Source organism: Sulfurisoma sediminicola (genome assembly GCF_003865015.1).
GTDB lineage: Bacteria > Pseudomonadota > Gammaproteobacteria > Burkholderiales > Rhodocyclaceae > Sulfurisoma > Sulfurisoma sediminicola.
In genome coordinates, this window is the sequence record NZ_BHVV01000002.1 from 144,762 (window position 1) to 162,318 (window position 17,557).

The window sequence follows — 17,557 nt, forward strand, 5'->3', positions numbered from 1 at the left end:
GTAACGGTCCCGTTCCTTAGCCCAGCGCGGCGATCTTGGCCAGCAGCGCGGCCTGGTCGACGGGCTTGACCATGTAGTCGTGGGCACCTTGGCGCATGCCCCAGATCTTGTCCGTTTCCTGATCCTTGGTGGTGCACATGATGACCGGGATGTGCTGCGTCGCCGGCTCGCGCGAGATGGTGCGCGTGGCCTGGAAGCCGTTCATGCCAGGCATCACCACGTCCATGAGGATGAGGTCGGGCAGCTGTTCCTTGGCGACGGTGATCGCTTGCTCACCGCTCTCGGCGGTGATGATGTGGAAACCGTTTTTCGTCAGCAGATCGGTCAGCACGTGACGTTCGGTCGGCGAATCGTCGACCACGAGGATTTTCTTGATGGGCATTTGTCTGTTCTCCTGGGCTGTCAGGTGGCGCGGCCGGCATGGGTGGCCACCGTTTTGATAAGACTTTCCTTGGTGAAGGGCTTGGTCAGGTATTCGTCGGAGCCGACCATGCGTCCGCGTGCACGGTCGAACAGGCCGTCCTTCGAGGAAAGCATGATGACCGGCGTGCTGGCGAAGCGGGGATTCTTCTTGATGAGGGCGCAGGTCTGGTAACCGTCGAGGCGCGGCATCAGGATGTCACAGAAGATGACCGTCGGCTGGTTGTCCGCGATCTTGGCCAGGGCATCGAAGCCGTCTTCGGCGACCAGTACCTGGCAGCCGGCCTGGACGAGAAAGATCTCGGCGCTCTTGCGGATGGTGTTCGAATCATCGATCACCATCACCTTGACGCCCTTCAAGTCAGCCACGTCGGACAACGGACCCGTCTCCCCTTTCTGCCCTTCTCTGCACATCCAACGTCGATGTGCCGGTTTTGCCGCGAATATACATCAATCAGACCTGAAACATCGCAAAGCCTTCATGGCCGACGAGGCTCGCCGGACAACACGGACCGGACGGAAAATCCTCCCAGCTGGGCTCCGGCTCCGGGCCGTCGCAGCAGCAATGGCGATGGCCGCACTCAGGTTAGAATCGGCGCATCTTACCGCACCCCGTCGCTTGCGCGCATGCCGATGACCCCTACTGCCCCGGATTTGTTGCCGCCGATGGTGCTGACCTTCGCCGCCGCGGATCCTACCGGCGGCGCCGGCATTCAGGCGGATCTGCTGACGCTGGCCAGCATGGGCTGCCATCCGCTCTCGGTCGTTACGGCCCTGACGGTGCAGGATACGACCGGCGTCGAGGCCGTCATGGCCATAGACGGCGGATGGGTGGCCGACCAGGCCCGCGCCCTGCTCGAGGACATGCCGGTGGCGGCCTTCAAGCTCGGCATGCTCGGCAGCGTCGAGGCCATCGCCGCCATCGCCGAGGTCCTTTCCGACTATCCCGACATTCCCCGGGTGCTCGACCCGGTGCTGACCTCCGGGCGCGGCGATGCACTGGCCGACGAGGAAATGATCGACGCCATGATCGAGCTGCTGCTGCCGCAGACGACCATCCTCACGCCGAACAGCCTCGAGGCGCGCCGCCTCGCGCTGGACGAGGACAACGAGGCCGACGCGCCCGACCTACCCGAATGCGCACGCCGGCTGATCAACGCCGGCTGCGGCTACGTTCTGGTCACCGGCACCCACGAGGGAACGCCGCAGGTGGTCAACACGCTCTACGGCTCGCATGGCGCCGTGCGCAGCGACAGCTGGGAGCGCCTTCCCGGCAGCTACCATGGCTCGGGCTGTACGCTGGCCTCGGCCATCGCCGCCAATCTCGCCCTGGGGCTCGACATCGCCGAGGCGGTGCGCGATGCGCAGGAATACACTTGGCAGACGCTGGCCGCGGGCTTCCGCCCCGGCATGGGGCAGTACATTCCGGATCGCTTCTTCTGGGCGCGGGAGGATGAAGATGAGCAGGACCAATAGGGGATTGCGCGGTCTTTATGCGGTGACGCCGGCAGACAACCTGCTGCCGCGGCTGTCTGCGCTGGTAGGTCTCGCGCTCGAGGGGGGAGCGAGGCTGGTGCAATACCGCAACAAGGAGGCGCCGATGCCGCTCAAGCGCTCGCAGGCGGCGGAATTGCTGCGCATCTGCCACGCCCATGACGCCAGGCTCATCGTCAATGACGACGTCTGGCTCGCCATCGAGATCGGTGCCGACGGCGTACACCTCGGCCGCGACGATGCCGATCCGGTGATGGCGCGGCAGGCGCTCGGCCCCAAGCGGCTGCTCGGCGTGTCCTGCTACGACGACGTCGAGCGCGCGGTCGCGGCCGAAGCCGCCGGTGCCGACTACGTGGCCATCGGCAGCATGTTTCCTTCGGCGACCAAGCCCAATGCCACCCGCGCGCCGCTCGAACTGATCACCGAGATCAAGCGCCGGGTCAAGGTTCCGGTCGCCGCCATCGGCGGCATCAAGCTCGAGAACGCGCCCGCCGTGCTCGCCGCCGGCGCCGACATGGTGGCGGTGGTTAGCGATCTCTTCGACGCCATGGACATCAAGGGCCGCGCCGCGGCCTTCCAGAAACTGTTCGACACCAAGTGAATGCAATGACCCGCAACGAAGACCTTTTCAGCCGTGCCCAGAAAACCATCCCCGGCGGCGTCAATTCGCCCGTCCGCGCCTTCCGCTCCGTCGGCGGCACCCCGCGCTTCTTCACCCGTGGCGAAGGGGCTTATGTCTGGGACGCGGACGGCAAACGCTACATCGACTACGTCGGTTCCTGGGGGCCGCTGATCCTCGGCCATGCCGATCCCGACGTGGTGCGCGCAGTGCAGCAGGCGGCGGCGCAGGGCCTCACTTTCGGCGCGCCGACCGAGGCCGAGATCGAACTGGCCGAATTGCTGGTCAAGCTGGTGCCGAGCATGGAACTGGTGCGGCTCGTCTCCTCGGGCACCGAGGCGACCATGAGCGCGATCCGCCTGGCGCGCGGCTACACCGACCGCGACATGATCATCAAGTTCGAGGGCTGCTACCACGGCCATGCCGACAGCCTGCTGGTCAAGGCCGGCTCAGGCGCGCTGACCTTCGGCAACCCCTCGTCGGCCGGCGTGCCGCCGGACCTGGCCAAGCATACGCTGGTGCTCGACTACAACGATGCCGCCGAACTGGCCCACGTCTTCCACCAGCACGGTCGCGACATCGCCTGCGTCATCGTCGAGCCGGTCGCCGGCAACATGAACCTGATCCGGCCCACGCCGGAGTTCCTCAAGGCCATGCGCCACCTCTGCGACCAGCACGGCGCGCTCTTGATCTTCGACGAGGTGATGACGGGTTTCCGCGTCGGGGCGGGCAGCGCCCAGGGTCTGTTCGGCATCACGCCGGATCTCTCCACCTTCGGCAAGGTGGTCGGCGGCGGCCTGCCGCTGGGCGCCTTCGGCGGTCGTCGTGACGTCATGGAGAAGATCGCGCCGCTCGGCCCCGTATATCAGGCCGGCACGCTCTCGGGTAACCCGCTGTCGGTGGCGGCAGGACTGGCCACGTTGCAGAAGGTCATGCAGCCCGGCTTCTACGAGGCGCTGACGGCGAAGACGCTATCCCTCGTCGATGGCCTGGCAGCGGCGGCGAAAAGGAAGGGCGTGAAGTTCTGCGCGCAGTCCGTCGGCGGCATGTTCGGCGTCTATTTCTCGGACGTGGTGCCGACCTCTTACGACGAGGTGATGGCCTGCGACAAGGAAGCCTTCAACCGCTTCTTCCACGCCATGCTGGAAAAGGGCGTTTATCTCGCACCTTCGGCCTTCGAGGCCGGCTTCGTTTCCGCGGCGCATTCGGATGCCGACATCGCGGCGACCGTCGCCGCGGCCGAGGCCTGCTTCTAGGCGCCGGCCGAAAAGTCGGCACCCCAAGGGTACTTCCTGCGGGGCGCGCTGGCGATACGGCGGTTTCCCGGCGCGACTACGACTGCCGTCCGCCCTCGCGCGGCTTGCCGCCCTTCCTTCGCTCGAGCCATCGCAGGGCGACATACGTCGTCCAGCCGACGAACGCCATGCCGACGGTGAACGCGGCGTAGGCGATGGGCCAGGGAATGTCCTTGGTCATCATCGAGTATTCGGACATGCCGCCGATCCCCGCCAGGATGTTGATCGGCATGAAGACGACGCTGATGGTGGTCAGCTTGGACACGCGCTTGTTCTGGTTGATGTTGATGAAGCCGACGGTGGCGTCCATCAGGAAATTGATCTTGCCGAAGAGGAAGGTGGTGTGGCCGTCGAGCGATTCGATGTCGCGCAGGATCTGCCGGGCCTCGTCCTGCTGGTCGGTCGTCAGGAGCTTGCCGCGCATCAGGAAGGACAGCGCGCGGCGGGTATCCAGCACATTGCGGCGGATGCGGCCGTTGAGGTCCTCGCCGCGGGCGATTTCCGAGAGGATGTGGGCCGCCTCCTCGTCGGTCACGTTCGGATGCAAAACCTTCTTGCTGACCGCCTCGAAATCGGCATAGACGTCCTCGAGCGCATCGGCCGAGTATTCGGCGTCGGCGGCGTAGAGGTCGAGCAGCACATCCTTGCCCTCGGTGACGTAGCCGACCTCGGTACGCGCGCGCAAGCGCTGCAGGCGGAATACCGGCAGTTCTTCCTGGCGCACCGAGAACAGGATGTCGTTGTGGAGGATGAAGGCGACCGCGACGTTGCGCGACTCCGTATCGGTATCGAGCAGGAAGTCGGAATGCAGGTGGAGCTCACCGTTGTCGTCGACGTAGAAGCGGGCGCTGGCCTCGAGGTCCGTCAGTTCCTCCGGGTTCGGCAGTTCGAGGCCGAAATACTTGCCGACCCAAGCGCGGACGAAGGGCGAGGGGGCGACGAGGTCGACCCAGATCGGCTTGACGTTGGCGAGGTCGGCACGGCTGTCGACCTGCACCTGGGAAAGCCGCCCATTGCGCAACTCGAAGGCATTGAGCATGTTGCGTACGCTGGCGTAGGGCCGCGCGCCGACCAGTTCCTCGCGCACGTCGTCGGAAACGATCTCCAGGATGTCGTCGCAGCGGGCCTCGTCGACCTGCTGCCAGGTCACCAGCCGGTCTTCCTCCGGCAGGGTCTCGAGGATGCGGGCGATATAGGAGGTGTCGAGCCGGTCAAGCAGCCTCTGCAACTCGACGAGGTGCTGCTTGTGCACGATGTCCTCGACCAGTTCATGGCGCGGCATCTCCTGGCGATGGACGACCTCTTCGACCCGGCGATGGCGCGACAGCAGCAGCTGCACCTCGCTGAGGTGCTGCTCCAGGGGGTCTTCAGCGCGGGGGCGGACGTCGAGAATATCGGTCATGACAGCGGCTCGAAAGCGCGAATTCTACCCCCCTGCGCCTGGGCTTTAAGCCGCCGGGTCGTCCCAAGGCGAAATACTCCCCCGCGGGGACGACCATCAAGGCACTTCGGCACCGGGCATGCGCCCGAGTATCAGTTGCGTGCGGCCGTTGACGTAGGCCGAGTAGGGGTTCTTCTCGAAGCGCCGTGGCGCCGGCAGCATCACGGCGAGGCGCGCCGCCTGCTCCGCGCCGAGGCCGGCCGCCGTGGTGCCGTAATAACGCTTTGCCGCGGCTTCCGCACCGAACAGTCCCTCGCCCCATTCCACGACGTTGAGATAGACCTCGAGGATGCGGCGCTTGTCCCAGAGCAATTCGATCCAGACGGTGATCACCGCCTCCTGCGCCTTGCGCCATGGCGTCTTCGAGGCCGAGAGGAAAAGATTCTTGGCCAGCTGCTGGGTGATGGTCGAGCCGCCGGCGACCACTTTGCCCGTCTTCTGGTTCTTTTCGATCGCCTTCTGGATGCCCTCCCAGTCGAAGCCCTCGTGGTCGACGAACTTGTCGTCCTCGGCGGCGATTGCGGCGCGCTTGAGGTTGTTCGATATCTTCGCGTAGGGCACCCACTGGTGCTTGAGCTCGGCCCTGGGATTCTTCTCGCGCAATTCGTCCAGTCGGCGGCTCATGAAGCTGGTCATGCCCGGGTCCATCCACCGGTACCAGACGACCCAGCCGAGGTACCAGCCCTGCCAGAGCACGATCAGGGCCAGCAGCGCGAACAGCGCGCGCTTCAGCCAGAGGGGCGCGGGCCTCATCCCCGGCGCAATTCCGCCAGCACCGGCGCGGTGTCGGGGCGCACGCCGCGCCACACTGAAAAGGCCTCGGCCGCCTGTTCGACCAGCATGCCGAGGCCGTCGGCGACAGCGGCGCCTGCGGCGCGCGCCTGCGCCATGAACGGCGTCTCGCGGCCGTAGAGCATCTCGTAGGCAAGGCAGCCGGCGGCAAAGACGCCCGCGGGCAGGGGCAGCGCCGCGTCGCTCAGGCCTGCCGAGGTGGCATTGATGACCAGCTCGAACTGCCGCTCGGCCAGCGACTCGAAGCCACCGCCTTCGATGTTGAATGCCGCGGCAAGCCCGACAGCCTTCCCGGCGGTGCGGTTGGCGACGAAAATGGTCGCCGGGCGTTCGTCGAGCAGGGGCAGGATCACGCCGCGTGCCGCGCCGCCGGCGCCGAGGATCAGGCTGCGCCGGCCAGCAATGGCGGCGCCGAGGTTGTGCGCGATGTCGCGCACCAGCCCCGCCCCGTCGGTGTTGTCGCCGAGGATGCGGCCATTTATGAATGTCAGCGTATTTACGGCGCCGGCCGCCTGCGCCCGCGGCGTCAGCGAGTCCGCCAGGCGGAAAGCCTCTTCCTTGAACGGCACCGTGACGTTGGCGCCACGGCCACCTGCCGCGGCGAAATCGCGCACGCTGTCCGCGAAACCGTCGAGCGGGGCGAGGATGGCCTCGTAGCTCAGGTCCTGCCCCGTCTGTCTGGCGAACAGGGCGTGGATGCGCGGGGACTTGGAGTGCGCGATCGGATTGCCGAACACGCAATACCGGTCTGTCATTTCAGTCCGAGCGCAGCTTGTCGGCGCTGGTGAAGGTCCAGGTGCGCGTGATCTCGAGGATGTCGGTGTCGCGCGCGATGTCGGCGGGGAAGGGGGAGTAGGGCGAGGCCATCTGCACGATGCGCCGCGCCGCGTCGTCGAGGATTCTCTGACCCGAGGGGCGGCTGACGTCGACGCGATCGAGCGTGCCGTCGGCCTTGATCACCACCGTCAGCACCAGGCTGCCGTACATCTTGCCGCGTGCGGCTTCGGGGTAGTTGAGGTTGCCGATGCGCTCGACCTTCTGCCGCCAGTCCTCGACGTACTGGGCGAAGCGGTACTCCTCGGTGCGGGCGCCGATGAACTTCTTGCGCGGGCGCTTGTTGTACTCCTCGATGTTCTTCGCGATCTGGCCCTCGAGGCGTGCGACGGCCATGGCGCTGCTGGCGAGGTCGAGGCCGGATACGTTGGGCGGCGCCAGTGGCGCGGGCAGCGTCGGTTCGGCGTGCTTGGGTGTGGGCACCGCCTTCTGGCTGTTGAGCCGGGTCATCATCTCGCGCTGTTGCGTCTCGAGCTGGGCGACGCGGCGCTGCGCCTCGACCAGGCTGTCGCCCTCCTTCGTGTGCTTCGACACCGGCAGCGGCGTGGCGGCGCGGCGATTCTCGTCCGTGTTGCCGCCGCCGTCGAGGTTGGCCTGGGACTTGGCCTGGACGTCGGTGGGCCGCGTCGCACTGCGGCTGTTGACGAGGATGACGTCGAGGGCGCGCTCCGTCGCCCGCGGCAGCGCGTCGGGGAAGGTGAAGTGGATCGACAGCAGCAGGGCGTGAAATGCCAGCGAAATGCCTATGGCCCAGGCGAGGCTGCGGCTCTGGGGATCCATGGACGGGGACGTCGGCAGCGGCATTGCGGGCAGGTATCCGGGGCTCGGGGCGGTGGTGGCCAGAGTCGACATCCGCGAATTTTACCCCTCGCCTTCCGCCTCCCCGGCCTCGTCAATCTGCGCATCAGGCGCGGCCTCCCCCGGCAATTCGAGCGATTCGAGGAAGCGCACGGTGATCTCCGCCCCCAATAAATCGATGGCGTCGATGGCCAGACGCACCCGGGTGCCGCGCGGCAGTTCGGGCAGGGACAGGGTCCTGACCACCAGCGGGATGCGCTCGAGCCGGGCCAGGCCCTCCTTGAGGAAAGCCGCCCCGACCTCGCGCACGTCTTCCTGCAGCAGCCAGCGCAGGCACCAGTAGCGCTCCATGTCGCGCTGGAAGTCGGCGTAGGCGGCGTAGGTCAGTTCGAAGTCGCGCAGCGCGGCGAGGAAGTCGGCCGACTTGGCGGTGTAGGGCGGTGTCTCGCCCCGCAAGTGGGCGATCAGCTGCCACTGGTTTATGAGGTCGACATGGCGGCGCAGCGGCGAAGACGACCAGGCGTAGCAATCGACGCCGAGGCCCTCGTGCGGCGCGGCCACGGTGGTCATGCGCGTCTTGAAGGCGGTCTGGGCGCGGTAGAGCGCGGCGACCCTGGCGTCGCGCAGCAGGCCGCCCCAGGTCGAGTTGGCGACGATCATCAGTTCGGCCACCAGGGTATCGAGCGGACTGCCGCGCGGCCGCTCGTCGATGGCGATGCGGCCGCTGCCTTGCGGGGTGGCGGCCGACCAGTCGACGACGAAGTTGTAGTCCTTGCGGTTCTTCTGGCCGGCCGCACCGCGGCCGGCTTCGAGCACCGTCGCCAGTTCCCACAGCCGCTTGAGTTCGTCGCGGAAGGGAAAGTCGGGCAGGCCGGCGGCCAGGGTTTCGTCGTTGAACAGCGGCTCGATGTCGTGGTGGCGGAGGTTGGCCACGATCGGCACGCGTTCGAGCCGGGTTTCCCTGGCCAGGATGCGCAGGTCGGCGGCGACGTCGAGGTAGAGCGAGACGGCCGGCACGGTTTGGCCCTCCGCCAGGGTGAAGCGCTCGACGACGTCCTCGGGCAGCATGGTGATCTTGCGCCCGGGCATGTAGACGGTCGAGAGGCGGTCGCGGGCGACGCGGCCGAGGTCGCTGTCCGGTGCGATGCCAAGCCCGGGGGCGGCGATATGGATGCCGACGCGCATACCGCCTTCGGGCAGCGGCTCGAGCGAGAACGCGTCGTCTATTTCCGTCGTATGGGCGTCGTCGATGGAGAAGGCGCGCACGGCAGCCTCGGGCAGTTCCTGCGGTTCGGCCGGCGGCGCGAATTCGCCGAAGCCGGTGCCGTTCCTGAAATACTCGAAGAGGAAGCGGCCGAGGTGGTACTCGTGAGTGTCTTGAATCGCACCGCATTTCTCGAGCAGGCGGGGCACCGCCAGGCCGGTCTCGGCGCAGGCGGCCTCGAGTGCCTTCGTTTCGGGCTTGTTGCGGTCGGGCTTGTAGAGCAGCTCGCGCAGCAGCGACGGGAACTCGGCGGGGAGTTTGGCGGCCTTGAGCTCGTCGACCATGCGCTCGATCGCCAACGCCTGCTGCCGCTTCTTCTCGAGGCCGGCGAGTGCGGCCTGAAGGATTTCGGGGGGTGCCTTGCGGAAGCGGCCCTTGCCCTTGCGGTGGAAATACATCGGCGCCGAGTGCAGGCGCAGCAGCACCGCGGCGGCCTCGACCGGCCCCGGCCTGGCGCCGACGTATTCGGTCGCGAGCGCGTCGAAGGCGAATTCGGCATCGCCGCAGACTTCCCAGAGGAAGTCGGTGTCGATCTCCTCGGCCTGTCGTTCCGCGCGTTCTATCAGCTCTGCCGGTGGCGGCGCCTCGAAGCGCAGCAGCACGTTGGCGGCCTTGACCTTGGCGCGCTTGCCCGAGGGCAGCTCGACTTGCAGCGAGGCGGCGTTGTCGGCGAGCACGACGCCAGCCTTGAAGGCGCCGTCTTCTTCAAACAGGATGTTCATTGGCGAAATCAATCACTTGATCGAGAACCTCGGCCCAGCGCGTGAAACTGTGGTCACCGCCCGCGAGCACGGTCTGGCGGGCGCCGGCATAGCGGGTCACCGCCTGGCGGTAATCGAGTACCTCGTCGCCGGCCTCGACCAGCAGCCATAAGTTTTCTGGGCGGGAGAGTCGCGCCACTTCGAGCGCACGCAGCTCGGCGATGTGTTCGCGGGTGAAGTCGAAGCGCTCGCCGCTGTAGAGGTTCTGCTGCGGGCCGACGAATTTTTCCAGCGAGATGTGGGCGACCACGGCCGGGTTAACCAGCACCGCCCGCAGGCCGTGCTTTTCAGCGAGATATGTGGCGTAGTAGCCGCCGAGTGAGGAACCGACCAGCGCCACCGTCCCGCCAGCGCCGAGTATTTTGGAAATGATCGCTTCGGCGGCATCGATGGCGGCCGCGGGCGAGTGCCGCAGCTGCGGGCAGACGAACTCGATGCCGCGTTCGGCGGCGCGCGCGCCGAGCAGCCGCGCCTTCTGCGACTGCGGCCCGCTGGTGAAGCCGTGCAAATAGAGGATCACGGATTCGTCCAGTTCACCAGCCCGAATTGCCAGGTGGCGAGGACGACGATGCCGAAGACGATGCGGTACCAGGCGAAGGCCGTGAAATCGTGGCTGCTGATGTAGCGCAGCAGCCAGCGCACGCAGAGGAAGGCCGAGACGAAGGAGGCGACGAAGCCGACGAGCCACATGCCGAGGTCGTCGAGCGACAGCAGGTGGCGCTCCTTGTAGAGCTGGTAAGCGGTGGCGGCCAACAGCGTCGGGATGGCGAGGAAAAAGGAGAACTCGGTCGCCGCCTTGCGCGAGAGGCCGAACAGCAGGCCGCCGATGATGGTGGCGCCGGAGCGCGAGGTGCCCGGAATCAGCGCACAGGCCTGGGCCAGGCCGAGCTTGAGGGCATCCAGGGGCGAGAGATCATCGACGTTCTCGATGCGGATCACGTGCTTGCGCTTTTCGGCCCAGAGGATGACGAAGGCGCCGACGATGAAGGCCGTCGCCACCGCGACCGGATTGAACAGCGTGGCCTTGATGGCCTTGCCGAAGAGCAGGCCGAGAAACGCCAGCGGCAGGAAGGCGATGAAGAGGTTGAGGGTGAAGCGCTGCGCGGCGCGTTCGCGCGGCAGGCCGCCGACCACGCTGGCGATCTTTGCCCGATATTCCCAGCAGACGGCGAGGATGGCGCCCGACTGGATCACGATCTCGAACAGCTTGCCGCGCTCGTCGTTGAAGTCGAGCAGGTCGCCCGCCAGGATGAGGTGGCCGGTGGAGGAGACGGGCAGGAATTCGGTCAGGCCCTCGACGATGCCGAGAATCAGGGCGTGCAGCAGCAGGGTCGCGTCCATGGGCGGGCGCCGGAGGGAAGTCGAGGGGAGGGCACCGAGTTTAGCATGCGGGCGACGCGGCACCGGCAGCGTGCGCGGCGCGGACGGGGGCCTGGGGTGAAGGAGAGCCGCCCCGCATCCCTTTCCGGGCGGCCCGGGGGTCTTGGGGGCCCGGCAATACCCGCCGCATTTCGATATGGCCATGTGTCGGTGGTAGGTATAAGATCACGTAAAACCGCAGAAGCGGAATTTGCCATTGGGGGCGAAACGTGAAGAAATCTGTATTGGCGACCGTTCTGGGCGCCATCGTTTCCGCCGGAGCCGCTCAGGCCGCGCCGGCTGATGAGGTCAAGGCGCTGCTGGAGCAGAAGAGCGCAGTCGAGGCATACAGCCTGGGCCGGGCCAATCCCGGCGAGATGGGCAACCCCACCTTCGACTTCTTTTACGGCATCGCGGCCATCGATGCTGGCCACGCCGGCGAAGGTGTCCTGGCCCTCGAGCGTTACCTTCTGAGCTTCCCCGAGAACCGCTCGGCCCGCTTCCAGTTGGCGCGCGGCTATTATGTACTCGGCGAGGACCAGCGCGCCCGCGACGAATTCCAGACCTTGCTGGCGGATGCCAGCGGCGACGAGAGGACCGCTACCGAGCGCTTCCTTGATGCGATCAAGGCGCGCGAGGGCCGCTATTCGCCGACCGGCAGCGCCTTCGTCGAGCTCGGCTTCGGTTATGACACCAACCTCAACTTCGGTATTGCCGCCGGCTCCTCGCCGTCAATTCCCGGCTTCGGCCCCTTGCCGCCGCTGGCCCCGACCTCGGTGACGGCCAAGGCCGAGGATGGCTTCACGGCTTTCGCGGCCGGCGCCCAAGGCGCCTACCCGGTCGCGCCGGGCACCGCACTCTATGGGGCGGTCGGTCTCGACGCCCGCATGTACTTCAAGGAAAACTACAACCAGTTCGACCAGCTCAACGTCGGCGCCTCGGGCGGAGTCAGCCATATCGCGGACCTCAATCTCTACAAGGTCGGCGTCGGCTACGCCCAGAACTACGTAGATCAGCAGGCCTATGTCAACACCGTCAGCCTCAACGGCGAATGGCATCACCAGTACGACCAGTTCAACCGCTTCATCCTTGGTGCCCAGGTCGCGGCCCTCAGCTTCAGCGACATGGACGTCTACCTTCGCCTGGACAAGGTCGGCGGCAAGGTTCGCAGCCTCAACTCGCGCTTCCGTGATTCCACCTTCGCCGGCGTCGTCGGCAGCTGGGTCCGCAGCTTCAATACCGAATACCTGCCGGTGCTGACCGTGACGGGCAACTACGGCGAGGAAAACAACGTCGACAACCGCCCGGACCTGTCGCGCAACATCTACGGCCTGCGTGCCGGCGTCAGCCTGACGCCGGCCCCGAAATGGGGTGCGACGATCGGCGCGAACTACCAGCAGAACGACTACATGGACAAGTTCGGCTTACTGCCGGGCGCCGATCCCCGCCGCGACATGAACCTGACCGTCGATGGCAGCGTTTCCTATTTCTACTCCAAGGAACTCACGCTGCGCGGCGAACTGCTGGCCACCAAGCAGGATTCGAACATCGGCCTCTACGACTACGATCGCTATGTCGTCGGCGTCAAGGCGCGCTACGACTTCAAGTAAGGGGATGGACATGAAACTCCTTAATTCGACGATGACGAAAGTTTCCCTGGCCCTTCTGCTGGCCTGGGGCACGGCGGCGCAGGCCGAGGTGGCCGGCCGTGTTCTGGTGTCCGTGGGCGACAACGCGGCGCTGCGAGCCGGCAAGGAAATCAAGCTTGCCGCCGGCAGCCCGATCGAGACGGGCGACACCCTGCGCGTGGGCGATGCCAGCAACCTGCAGGTGCGTTTCACCGACGAAGCCATCATGGCGCTGCGACCCAACAGTACGGTACGCATCGACGACTATGCCTTCGCCAACAAGACCGAGAGCGACAAGTCGATCTTCAGCCTGCTCAAGGGCGGCCTGCGCACCATCACCGGCATCATCGGCCGCAACAGCCGCAACAACTACGCCGTGAAGGCCGAGACCGCGACCATCGGCATCCGCGGCACCCACTTCACCCTCGTCCATTGCAACAACGACTGCCGCAATCCCGATGGCTCGACCGGCCAGAACGGCACTTTCGGTGGCGTCACCGACGGTCGCATTTCGGTGAGCAACGATGCCGGCGCAAGCGAGTTCGGCAAGAACGAGTTCTTCTTTGTCGCAGGAAAGAACTTCCTGCCCGAGGGCCTGATTTCGCCACCGGGCTTTTTGCGCGATCGTCTTGCGGGTCAGGCGAGAAACCGCGGCAAGGACAAGGCGGCAGCGGGTCCCGGTTCGGAGTCCGGGGGAACCGGAGGCGGGACAGGCACCTCGACCCAACCAGGAGTCTCCGGCTCGTCGACGGTATTCACCACCAACCCGACGGGCACGGATTTCGTCCCGGCGGAACAGCAGGGCGTCGCGTCGTCGCTGACGGGTGGCATAAGCTTCGCGTTTGTCGGGTCCTATGCGGGTTACTGGACCAACGGCGCGATGACGCAGGACAGCGCTGGGACGGACGGTTACCAGATCGTCCTGAACGGATCGCTGAGTGAGTTCGAACCGGATGGTGCCATGGCCGCCGCCGCCGCACTCGGTACCAGCCTCAAGGATTTGTTCCTGAAACCCTACACGGTTTCATACACTTGGAACGATTCCTATTATGGGACTGTAAACAGCACCGTGACCAAGGGGGCGGCGGTCGAAGTCGGCACGGACAGTGCGGCGAACCTCACTTGGGGGCGCACGTTGATCGAATTTTCCGACGTCTATTCCACCTGGAGCGAAACGGGCAAGGAATGGGATCACTTCGTCTTCGGCGACGCGGTCACGGCCTTGCCGACGTCGGGCAACTATCTCTACAACTGGGTCGGCGGCACGTCGCCGACCGACCAGACGCTGACGGTGGGCACGCTGACGAGCGGCGGCTCGATCAACGTCAAGTTCGACGCCGGGCATATCAACATGCAGACGGTGACGCCGATCGCCTGGTCCATGCCGAACACGGGATCGGCGTATCTCCTGACTTTCTCGGGTTCGACGACGCCGAGCACCTCGACCTACACGTCGGGGACGAGCTCCGTCACGGTCACCACCTACAGCGAGCTGACGCCGGGAGCCACGCACACGACCTGCTCCAACTGCGAGGGCTCGGCGAATAGCTACGTGCGGCCGCAGTTCATGGGCAGCAACGCCCAGGCCTTGGGGCTCGGCATCTCCACCTACGCTTCGGGAATGTCCTCCCTGAGCAATCAGCTGATGTCGAGTGCTCAGGTGTACAAACGCTGACATTGCTTCTGTTAGGCGAAAGGTTCCCGCATGAAGGCTATCATCGGCGCCCAGTTGGTAGTTTCCCTCGCTCTTGCCCTGGCCTGCAGCGGTCTGGCCTGGGCGGCGCCGGCCGGCGAGGTGACGCACCTTTCGGGTACGCTCTCGGCGAGGAAGGCCGATGGCTCTTCCAAGTTGCTCTCGATCAAGTCCACGGTTGAGCAAGGCGACTTGATCGCGACGGAGGCAGAAACCTATGCGCGAGTGAAGCTTACGGACGGGAGCGAGATCGTGCTTCGGCCGAACTCTCAACTGCAGTTCGAAGCCTACGCATTCCAGAATGACAAGCCCGAAAGCGACAATGTCGTGTTGCGGATGCTCAAGGGGGGCTTGCGCGCCGTTACCGGGCTGGTCGGCAAGCGCAATCGCGACAAGGTGAACGTCCAAACGGTCACCGCCACCATTGGTATTCGTGGCACCCACTTCGGCGCCCTGCTCTGCCAGGACGACTGCAGCCAGGTTCCGACGGCCACCGGAAATCCTCCAGCCAACGGCCTCCACGTCGATGTCGCCGACGGCGCGATCATCCTGCGCAATCAAGCCGGTCAGCAGATAGTCAATGTCGGCCAGTTCGGCTTCGTCGCCAACTTCAACACCTTGCCGACCCTCGTCCCGCCGCAGGACGGCATTCAGGTCACCATGCCCCAGTCGATCAGCGATAACCGCTCCGGCTCCCAGGGCATCGGCCGGCGCGAGCAGACCGAGTGCGGGCTTTGATCTAGCTGGGGAACCTTCCCGGCATTGCCGGCAAGGGGGGCAAGGATCCGTCAGCGCTTGGTCTCGGCGCGCACCGCTTCGCGCATTTCCTTTTCGACTTCGTCGAGCATGCGCATCGCCGCCTCCAGTCCTTGGCGCTGCATTTCCTTGCCGGTCGCCTCGAGGCGGGCCTTGTCTTCGGCCGAAAGTTCGGGCGCCTGCCTGCCTTCGGCCGCCGCGGAAAGCGACTGACGCATCAGGCCGAACAGGAGGCCGATGTTTTCCTCCGTCATCACCTTGCCGGCGATGCGGGCCATGGCCTCGTCCGCCGTGTTGGCGGAACTTTCAACCTTGGTGGCCTGGGGTCCGGCGCATGCGGTCAGCGACAGCAGCAGGGCGGCAAGCAGGGAGGACGGATGGCGGGACATGGTGCGGCTCCTTTCGGCAGGTCTCAGGTACTCAACGCCCGCGACCCCGCCCGGGCTGACAGCGCTCAGGACTGGCGATAGACCTCGCCGCCGCTCCTGACGAACTCGACGGCCTTGGCCTCCATACCCTTTTCCAACGCCTCCTGCTCTGAAACGCCCTGCTTGGCGGCGAAATCGCGCACGTCCTGGGTGATTTTCATGGAGCAGAAGTTCGGTCCGCACATCGAGCAGAAGTGGGCGAGCTTGGCGCCCTGCTGCGGCAGCGTCTCGTCGTGGAATTCGCGCGCCTTGTCCGGGTCGAGGCCGAGGTTGAACTGGTCCTCCCAGCGGAATTCGAAGCGCGCCTTCGACAGCGCGTTGTCGCGCACCTGCGCACCGGGGTGGCCCTTGGCCAGGTCGGCGGCGTGGGCAGCGATCTTGTAGGCCATGATGCCGTCCTTGACGTCGTCCTTGTCGGGCAGGCCGAGGTGCTCCTTCGGCGTGACGTAGCAGAGCATGGCGGTGCCGTACCAGCCGATCATGGCGGCGCCGATGGCGCTGGTGATGTGGTCGTAGCCGGGCGCGATGTCGGTGGTCAGCGGGCCCAGGGTGTAGAAGGGCGCCTCGCCGCACAGCCGCAGCTGCTCGTCCATGTTGTGCTTGATCATGTGCATGGGCACGTGGCCGGGGCCTTCGATCATGACCTGCACGTCGTGCTTCCAGGCGATCTGGGTCAGTTCGCCCAGCGTCGCCAGCTCGCCCATCTGGGCGGCGTCGTTGGCATCGTAGATCGAGCCGGGGCGCAGGCCGTCGCCGAGGCTGAAAGCCACGTCGTAGGCCTTCATGATTTCGCAGATGTCCTCGAAGTGGGTGTAGAGGAAATTCTCCTTGTGGTGCGAGAGGCACCACTTGGCCAGGATCGAGCCGCCGCGCGAGACGATGCCCGTCATGCGCTTGGCCGTCATGGGAATGTAGCGCAGCAGCACGCCGGCGTGGATGGTGAAGTAGTCCACCCCCTGCTCGGCCTGCTCGATCAGGGTGTCGCGAAAGATTTCCCAAGTCAGGTCCTCGGCCTTGCCATCGACCTTTTCCAGCGCCTGGTAGATCGGCACCGTGCCGATGGGCACGGGCGAGTTGCGCACGATCCACTCGCGCGTCTCGTGGATGTTCTTGCCGGTGGAAAGATCCATCACCGTGTCGCCTCCCCAGCGGATCGCCCAGGTCATCTTGTCGACCTCCTCCTGGATCGAGGAGACGATGGGGCTGTTGCCGATGTTGCAGTTGATCTTCACCAGGAAATTGCGGCCGATGATCATCGGCTCGGATTCCGGGTGGTTGATGTTGTTGGGAATGATGGCGCGGCCGCGGGCGACTTCATCGCGGACGAACTCGGGGGTGATGACGCGGGGGATGGCGGCACCGAAGTCCTGGCCCGGGTGCTGGGTACGCAGCAGTTCGGAGAGGCCTTCGAGCTTCTGGTTTTCGCGGATGGCGACGAATTCCATCTCGGGCGTGACGATGCCCTTGCGGGCGTAATGCATCTGGCTGACGTTCATGCCTGCCTTGGCATGGCGCGGCTTGCGCTTGAGGTCGAAGCGCAGGCCGGAAAGATCGCCATCGGCCTCGCGGGCGCGGCCGTAGTCCGAGCTCAGGCCAGGCAGTTCCTCGGTGTCGTTGCGCTCGGCGATCCAGCCGGCGCGCAGTTGCGACAATCCGCTCCTGATGTCGATCTTCGCCGCTGGCTCGGTGTAGGGGCCGGAACAGTCGTAGACACAGATCGACGGGTTGGGTTCGGCGCCGGTCGGCGTCTGGCTGATTTCGCGCATGGGCACGCGGATGTCCGAGCGGGATCCGGTGACGTAGACTTTTCTCGAGTTGGGTAGTGGGGCGATCGCCGCGGCGTCGACATGGGCTTCGGCGGCAATAAATTTATCTTTTGCATTCATGGGGTTGGATTCCAGGGGGCGGCCGCGCGGCAGCCGCAAAGCGGGGACCCGAAACTACTGGAATCCTCCGGGGATTGCAAGTCTTGCGT

Annotated in this window: 17 protein-coding genes; 6 read left to right on the plus strand and 11 right to left on the minus strand. The window is 65.7% G+C overall.

All coding sequences use genetic code 11. The features are described 5' to 3' along the window. Positions 1–16: 16 nt before the first annotated feature. Together EJE94_RS04720 and EJE94_RS04725 are read right to left on the minus strand one after the other, a co-directional pair. On the minus strand, positions 17–382 hold the full coding sequence (locus EJE94_RS04720) for a response regulator (RefSeq protein WP_121240302.1): 366 nt from the start codon (positions 380–382) through the stop codon (positions 17–19). Positions 383–402: 20 nt separating this feature from the next. Next, a complete protein-coding gene (locus EJE94_RS04725; protein ID WP_121240303.1) occupies positions 403–834 on the minus strand; it encodes a response regulator in 432 nt (143 codons plus the stop codon). A 219-nt stretch (positions 835–1,053) separates the two neighbouring features. Here EJE94_RS04725 and thiD point away from each other — a divergent pair, with 219 nt between their 5' ends. Genes thiD through hemL form a run of 3 tightly spaced genes read left to right on the plus strand, consistent with a single transcriptional unit; the run spans position 1,054 to position 3,789 of the window. Then, on the plus strand, positions 1,054–1,896 hold the full coding sequence (thiD, locus tag EJE94_RS04730; RefSeq protein WP_207855729.1) for a bifunctional hydroxymethylpyrimidine kinase/phosphomethylpyrimidine kinase: 843 nt from the start codon (positions 1,054–1,056) through the stop codon (positions 1,894–1,896). After that, a complete protein-coding gene (thiE, locus tag EJE94_RS04735) occupies positions 1,880–2,515 on the plus strand; it encodes a thiamine phosphate synthase (RefSeq protein WP_207855731.1) in 636 nt (211 codons plus the stop codon). The genes thiD and thiE overlap by 17 nt, the downstream gene beginning before the upstream one ends. A gap of 5 nt (positions 2,516–2,520) precedes the next feature. Further along, positions 2,521–3,789, plus strand: coding sequence for a glutamate-1-semialdehyde 2,1-aminomutase (gene hemL / locus EJE94_RS04740; protein WP_121240306.1), 1,269 nt, complete (start codon positions 2,521–2,523; stop codon positions 3,787–3,789). Between the two features lie 76 nt (positions 3,790–3,865). On the opposite strand, the gene EJE94_RS04745 is transcribed toward hemL, so the two are convergent. From EJE94_RS04745 to EJE94_RS04775, 7 genes are all read right to left on the minus strand, one after another. Continuing rightward, a complete protein-coding gene (locus tag EJE94_RS04745) occupies positions 3,866–5,230 on the minus strand; it encodes a magnesium and cobalt transport protein CorA (protein ID WP_121240307.1) in 1,365 nt (454 codons plus the stop codon). A 96-nt stretch (positions 5,231–5,326) separates the two neighbouring features. Beyond that, a complete protein-coding gene (gene mtgA, locus EJE94_RS04750; protein WP_121240308.1) occupies positions 5,327–6,022 on the minus strand; it encodes a monofunctional biosynthetic peptidoglycan transglycosylase in 696 nt (231 codons plus the stop codon). Continuing rightward, positions 6,019–6,816, minus strand: a complete 798-nt coding sequence (gene aroE, locus EJE94_RS04755; RefSeq protein WP_121240309.1) for a shikimate dehydrogenase — start codon at positions 6,814–6,816, stop codon at positions 6,019–6,021. The genes mtgA and aroE overlap by 4 nt, the downstream gene beginning before the upstream one ends. Position 6,817: 1 nt before the next feature. After that, positions 6,818–7,675: an energy transducer TonB gene (locus EJE94_RS04760; RefSeq protein ID WP_121240310.1), complete on the minus strand. Its 858-nt coding sequence runs from the start codon at positions 7,673–7,675 to the stop codon at positions 6,818–6,820. An 81-nt stretch (positions 7,676–7,756) separates the two neighbouring features. Continuing rightward, entirely contained in the window at positions 7,757–9,679 is a 1,923-nt protein-coding gene (locus EJE94_RS04765; RefSeq protein ID WP_121240311.1) for a ribonuclease catalytic domain-containing protein, read from the minus strand. Beyond that, on the minus strand, positions 9,663–10,238 hold the full coding sequence (locus EJE94_RS04770) for a YqiA/YcfP family alpha/beta fold hydrolase (protein WP_121240312.1): 576 nt from the start codon (positions 10,236–10,238) through the stop codon (positions 9,663–9,665). Before EJE94_RS04770 ends, EJE94_RS04765 begins: the two co-directional genes overlap by 17 nt. Then, complete coding sequence (locus tag EJE94_RS04775; protein ID WP_121240313.1) at positions 10,235–11,059, minus strand: undecaprenyl-diphosphate phosphatase; 825 nt, start codon at positions 11,057–11,059, stop codon at positions 10,235–10,237. Before EJE94_RS04775 ends, EJE94_RS04770 begins: the two co-directional genes overlap by 4 nt. Positions 11,060–11,322: 263 nt before the next feature. Here EJE94_RS04775 and EJE94_RS14565 point away from each other — a divergent pair, with 263 nt between their 5' ends. Genes EJE94_RS14565 through EJE94_RS04785 form a run of 3 tightly spaced genes read left to right on the plus strand, consistent with a single transcriptional unit; the run spans position 11,323 to position 15,136 of the window. Beyond that, positions 11,323–12,687, plus strand: coding sequence for a hypothetical protein (locus EJE94_RS14565; RefSeq protein ID WP_165904759.1), 1,365 nt, complete (start codon positions 11,323–11,325; stop codon positions 12,685–12,687). Positions 12,688–12,718: 31 nt separating this feature from the next. Continuing rightward, positions 12,719–14,380: a FecR family protein gene (locus EJE94_RS04780; protein WP_165904760.1), complete on the plus strand. Its 1,662-nt coding sequence runs from the start codon at positions 12,719–12,721 to the stop codon at positions 14,378–14,380. A gap of 30 nt (positions 14,381–14,410) precedes the next feature. Further along, positions 14,411–15,136: a FecR family protein gene (locus tag EJE94_RS04785; RefSeq protein WP_121240315.1), complete on the plus strand. Its 726-nt coding sequence runs from the start codon at positions 14,411–14,413 to the stop codon at positions 15,134–15,136. A gap of 50 nt (positions 15,137–15,186) precedes the next feature. Here EJE94_RS04785 and EJE94_RS04790 read toward each other — a convergent pair whose 3' ends face one another. Beyond that, entirely contained in the window at positions 15,187–15,543 is a 357-nt protein-coding gene (locus EJE94_RS04790; RefSeq protein WP_121240316.1) for a hypothetical protein, read from the minus strand. A 65-nt stretch (positions 15,544–15,608) separates the two neighbouring features. Further along, the gene (gene thiC, locus EJE94_RS04795; RefSeq protein WP_121240646.1) at positions 15,609–17,468 is read right to left on the minus strand and encodes a phosphomethylpyrimidine synthase ThiC; all 1,860 of its coding nucleotides are present in this window, start codon (positions 17,466–17,468) and stop codon (positions 15,609–15,611) included. Positions 17,469–17,557 lie beyond the last annotated feature (89 nt).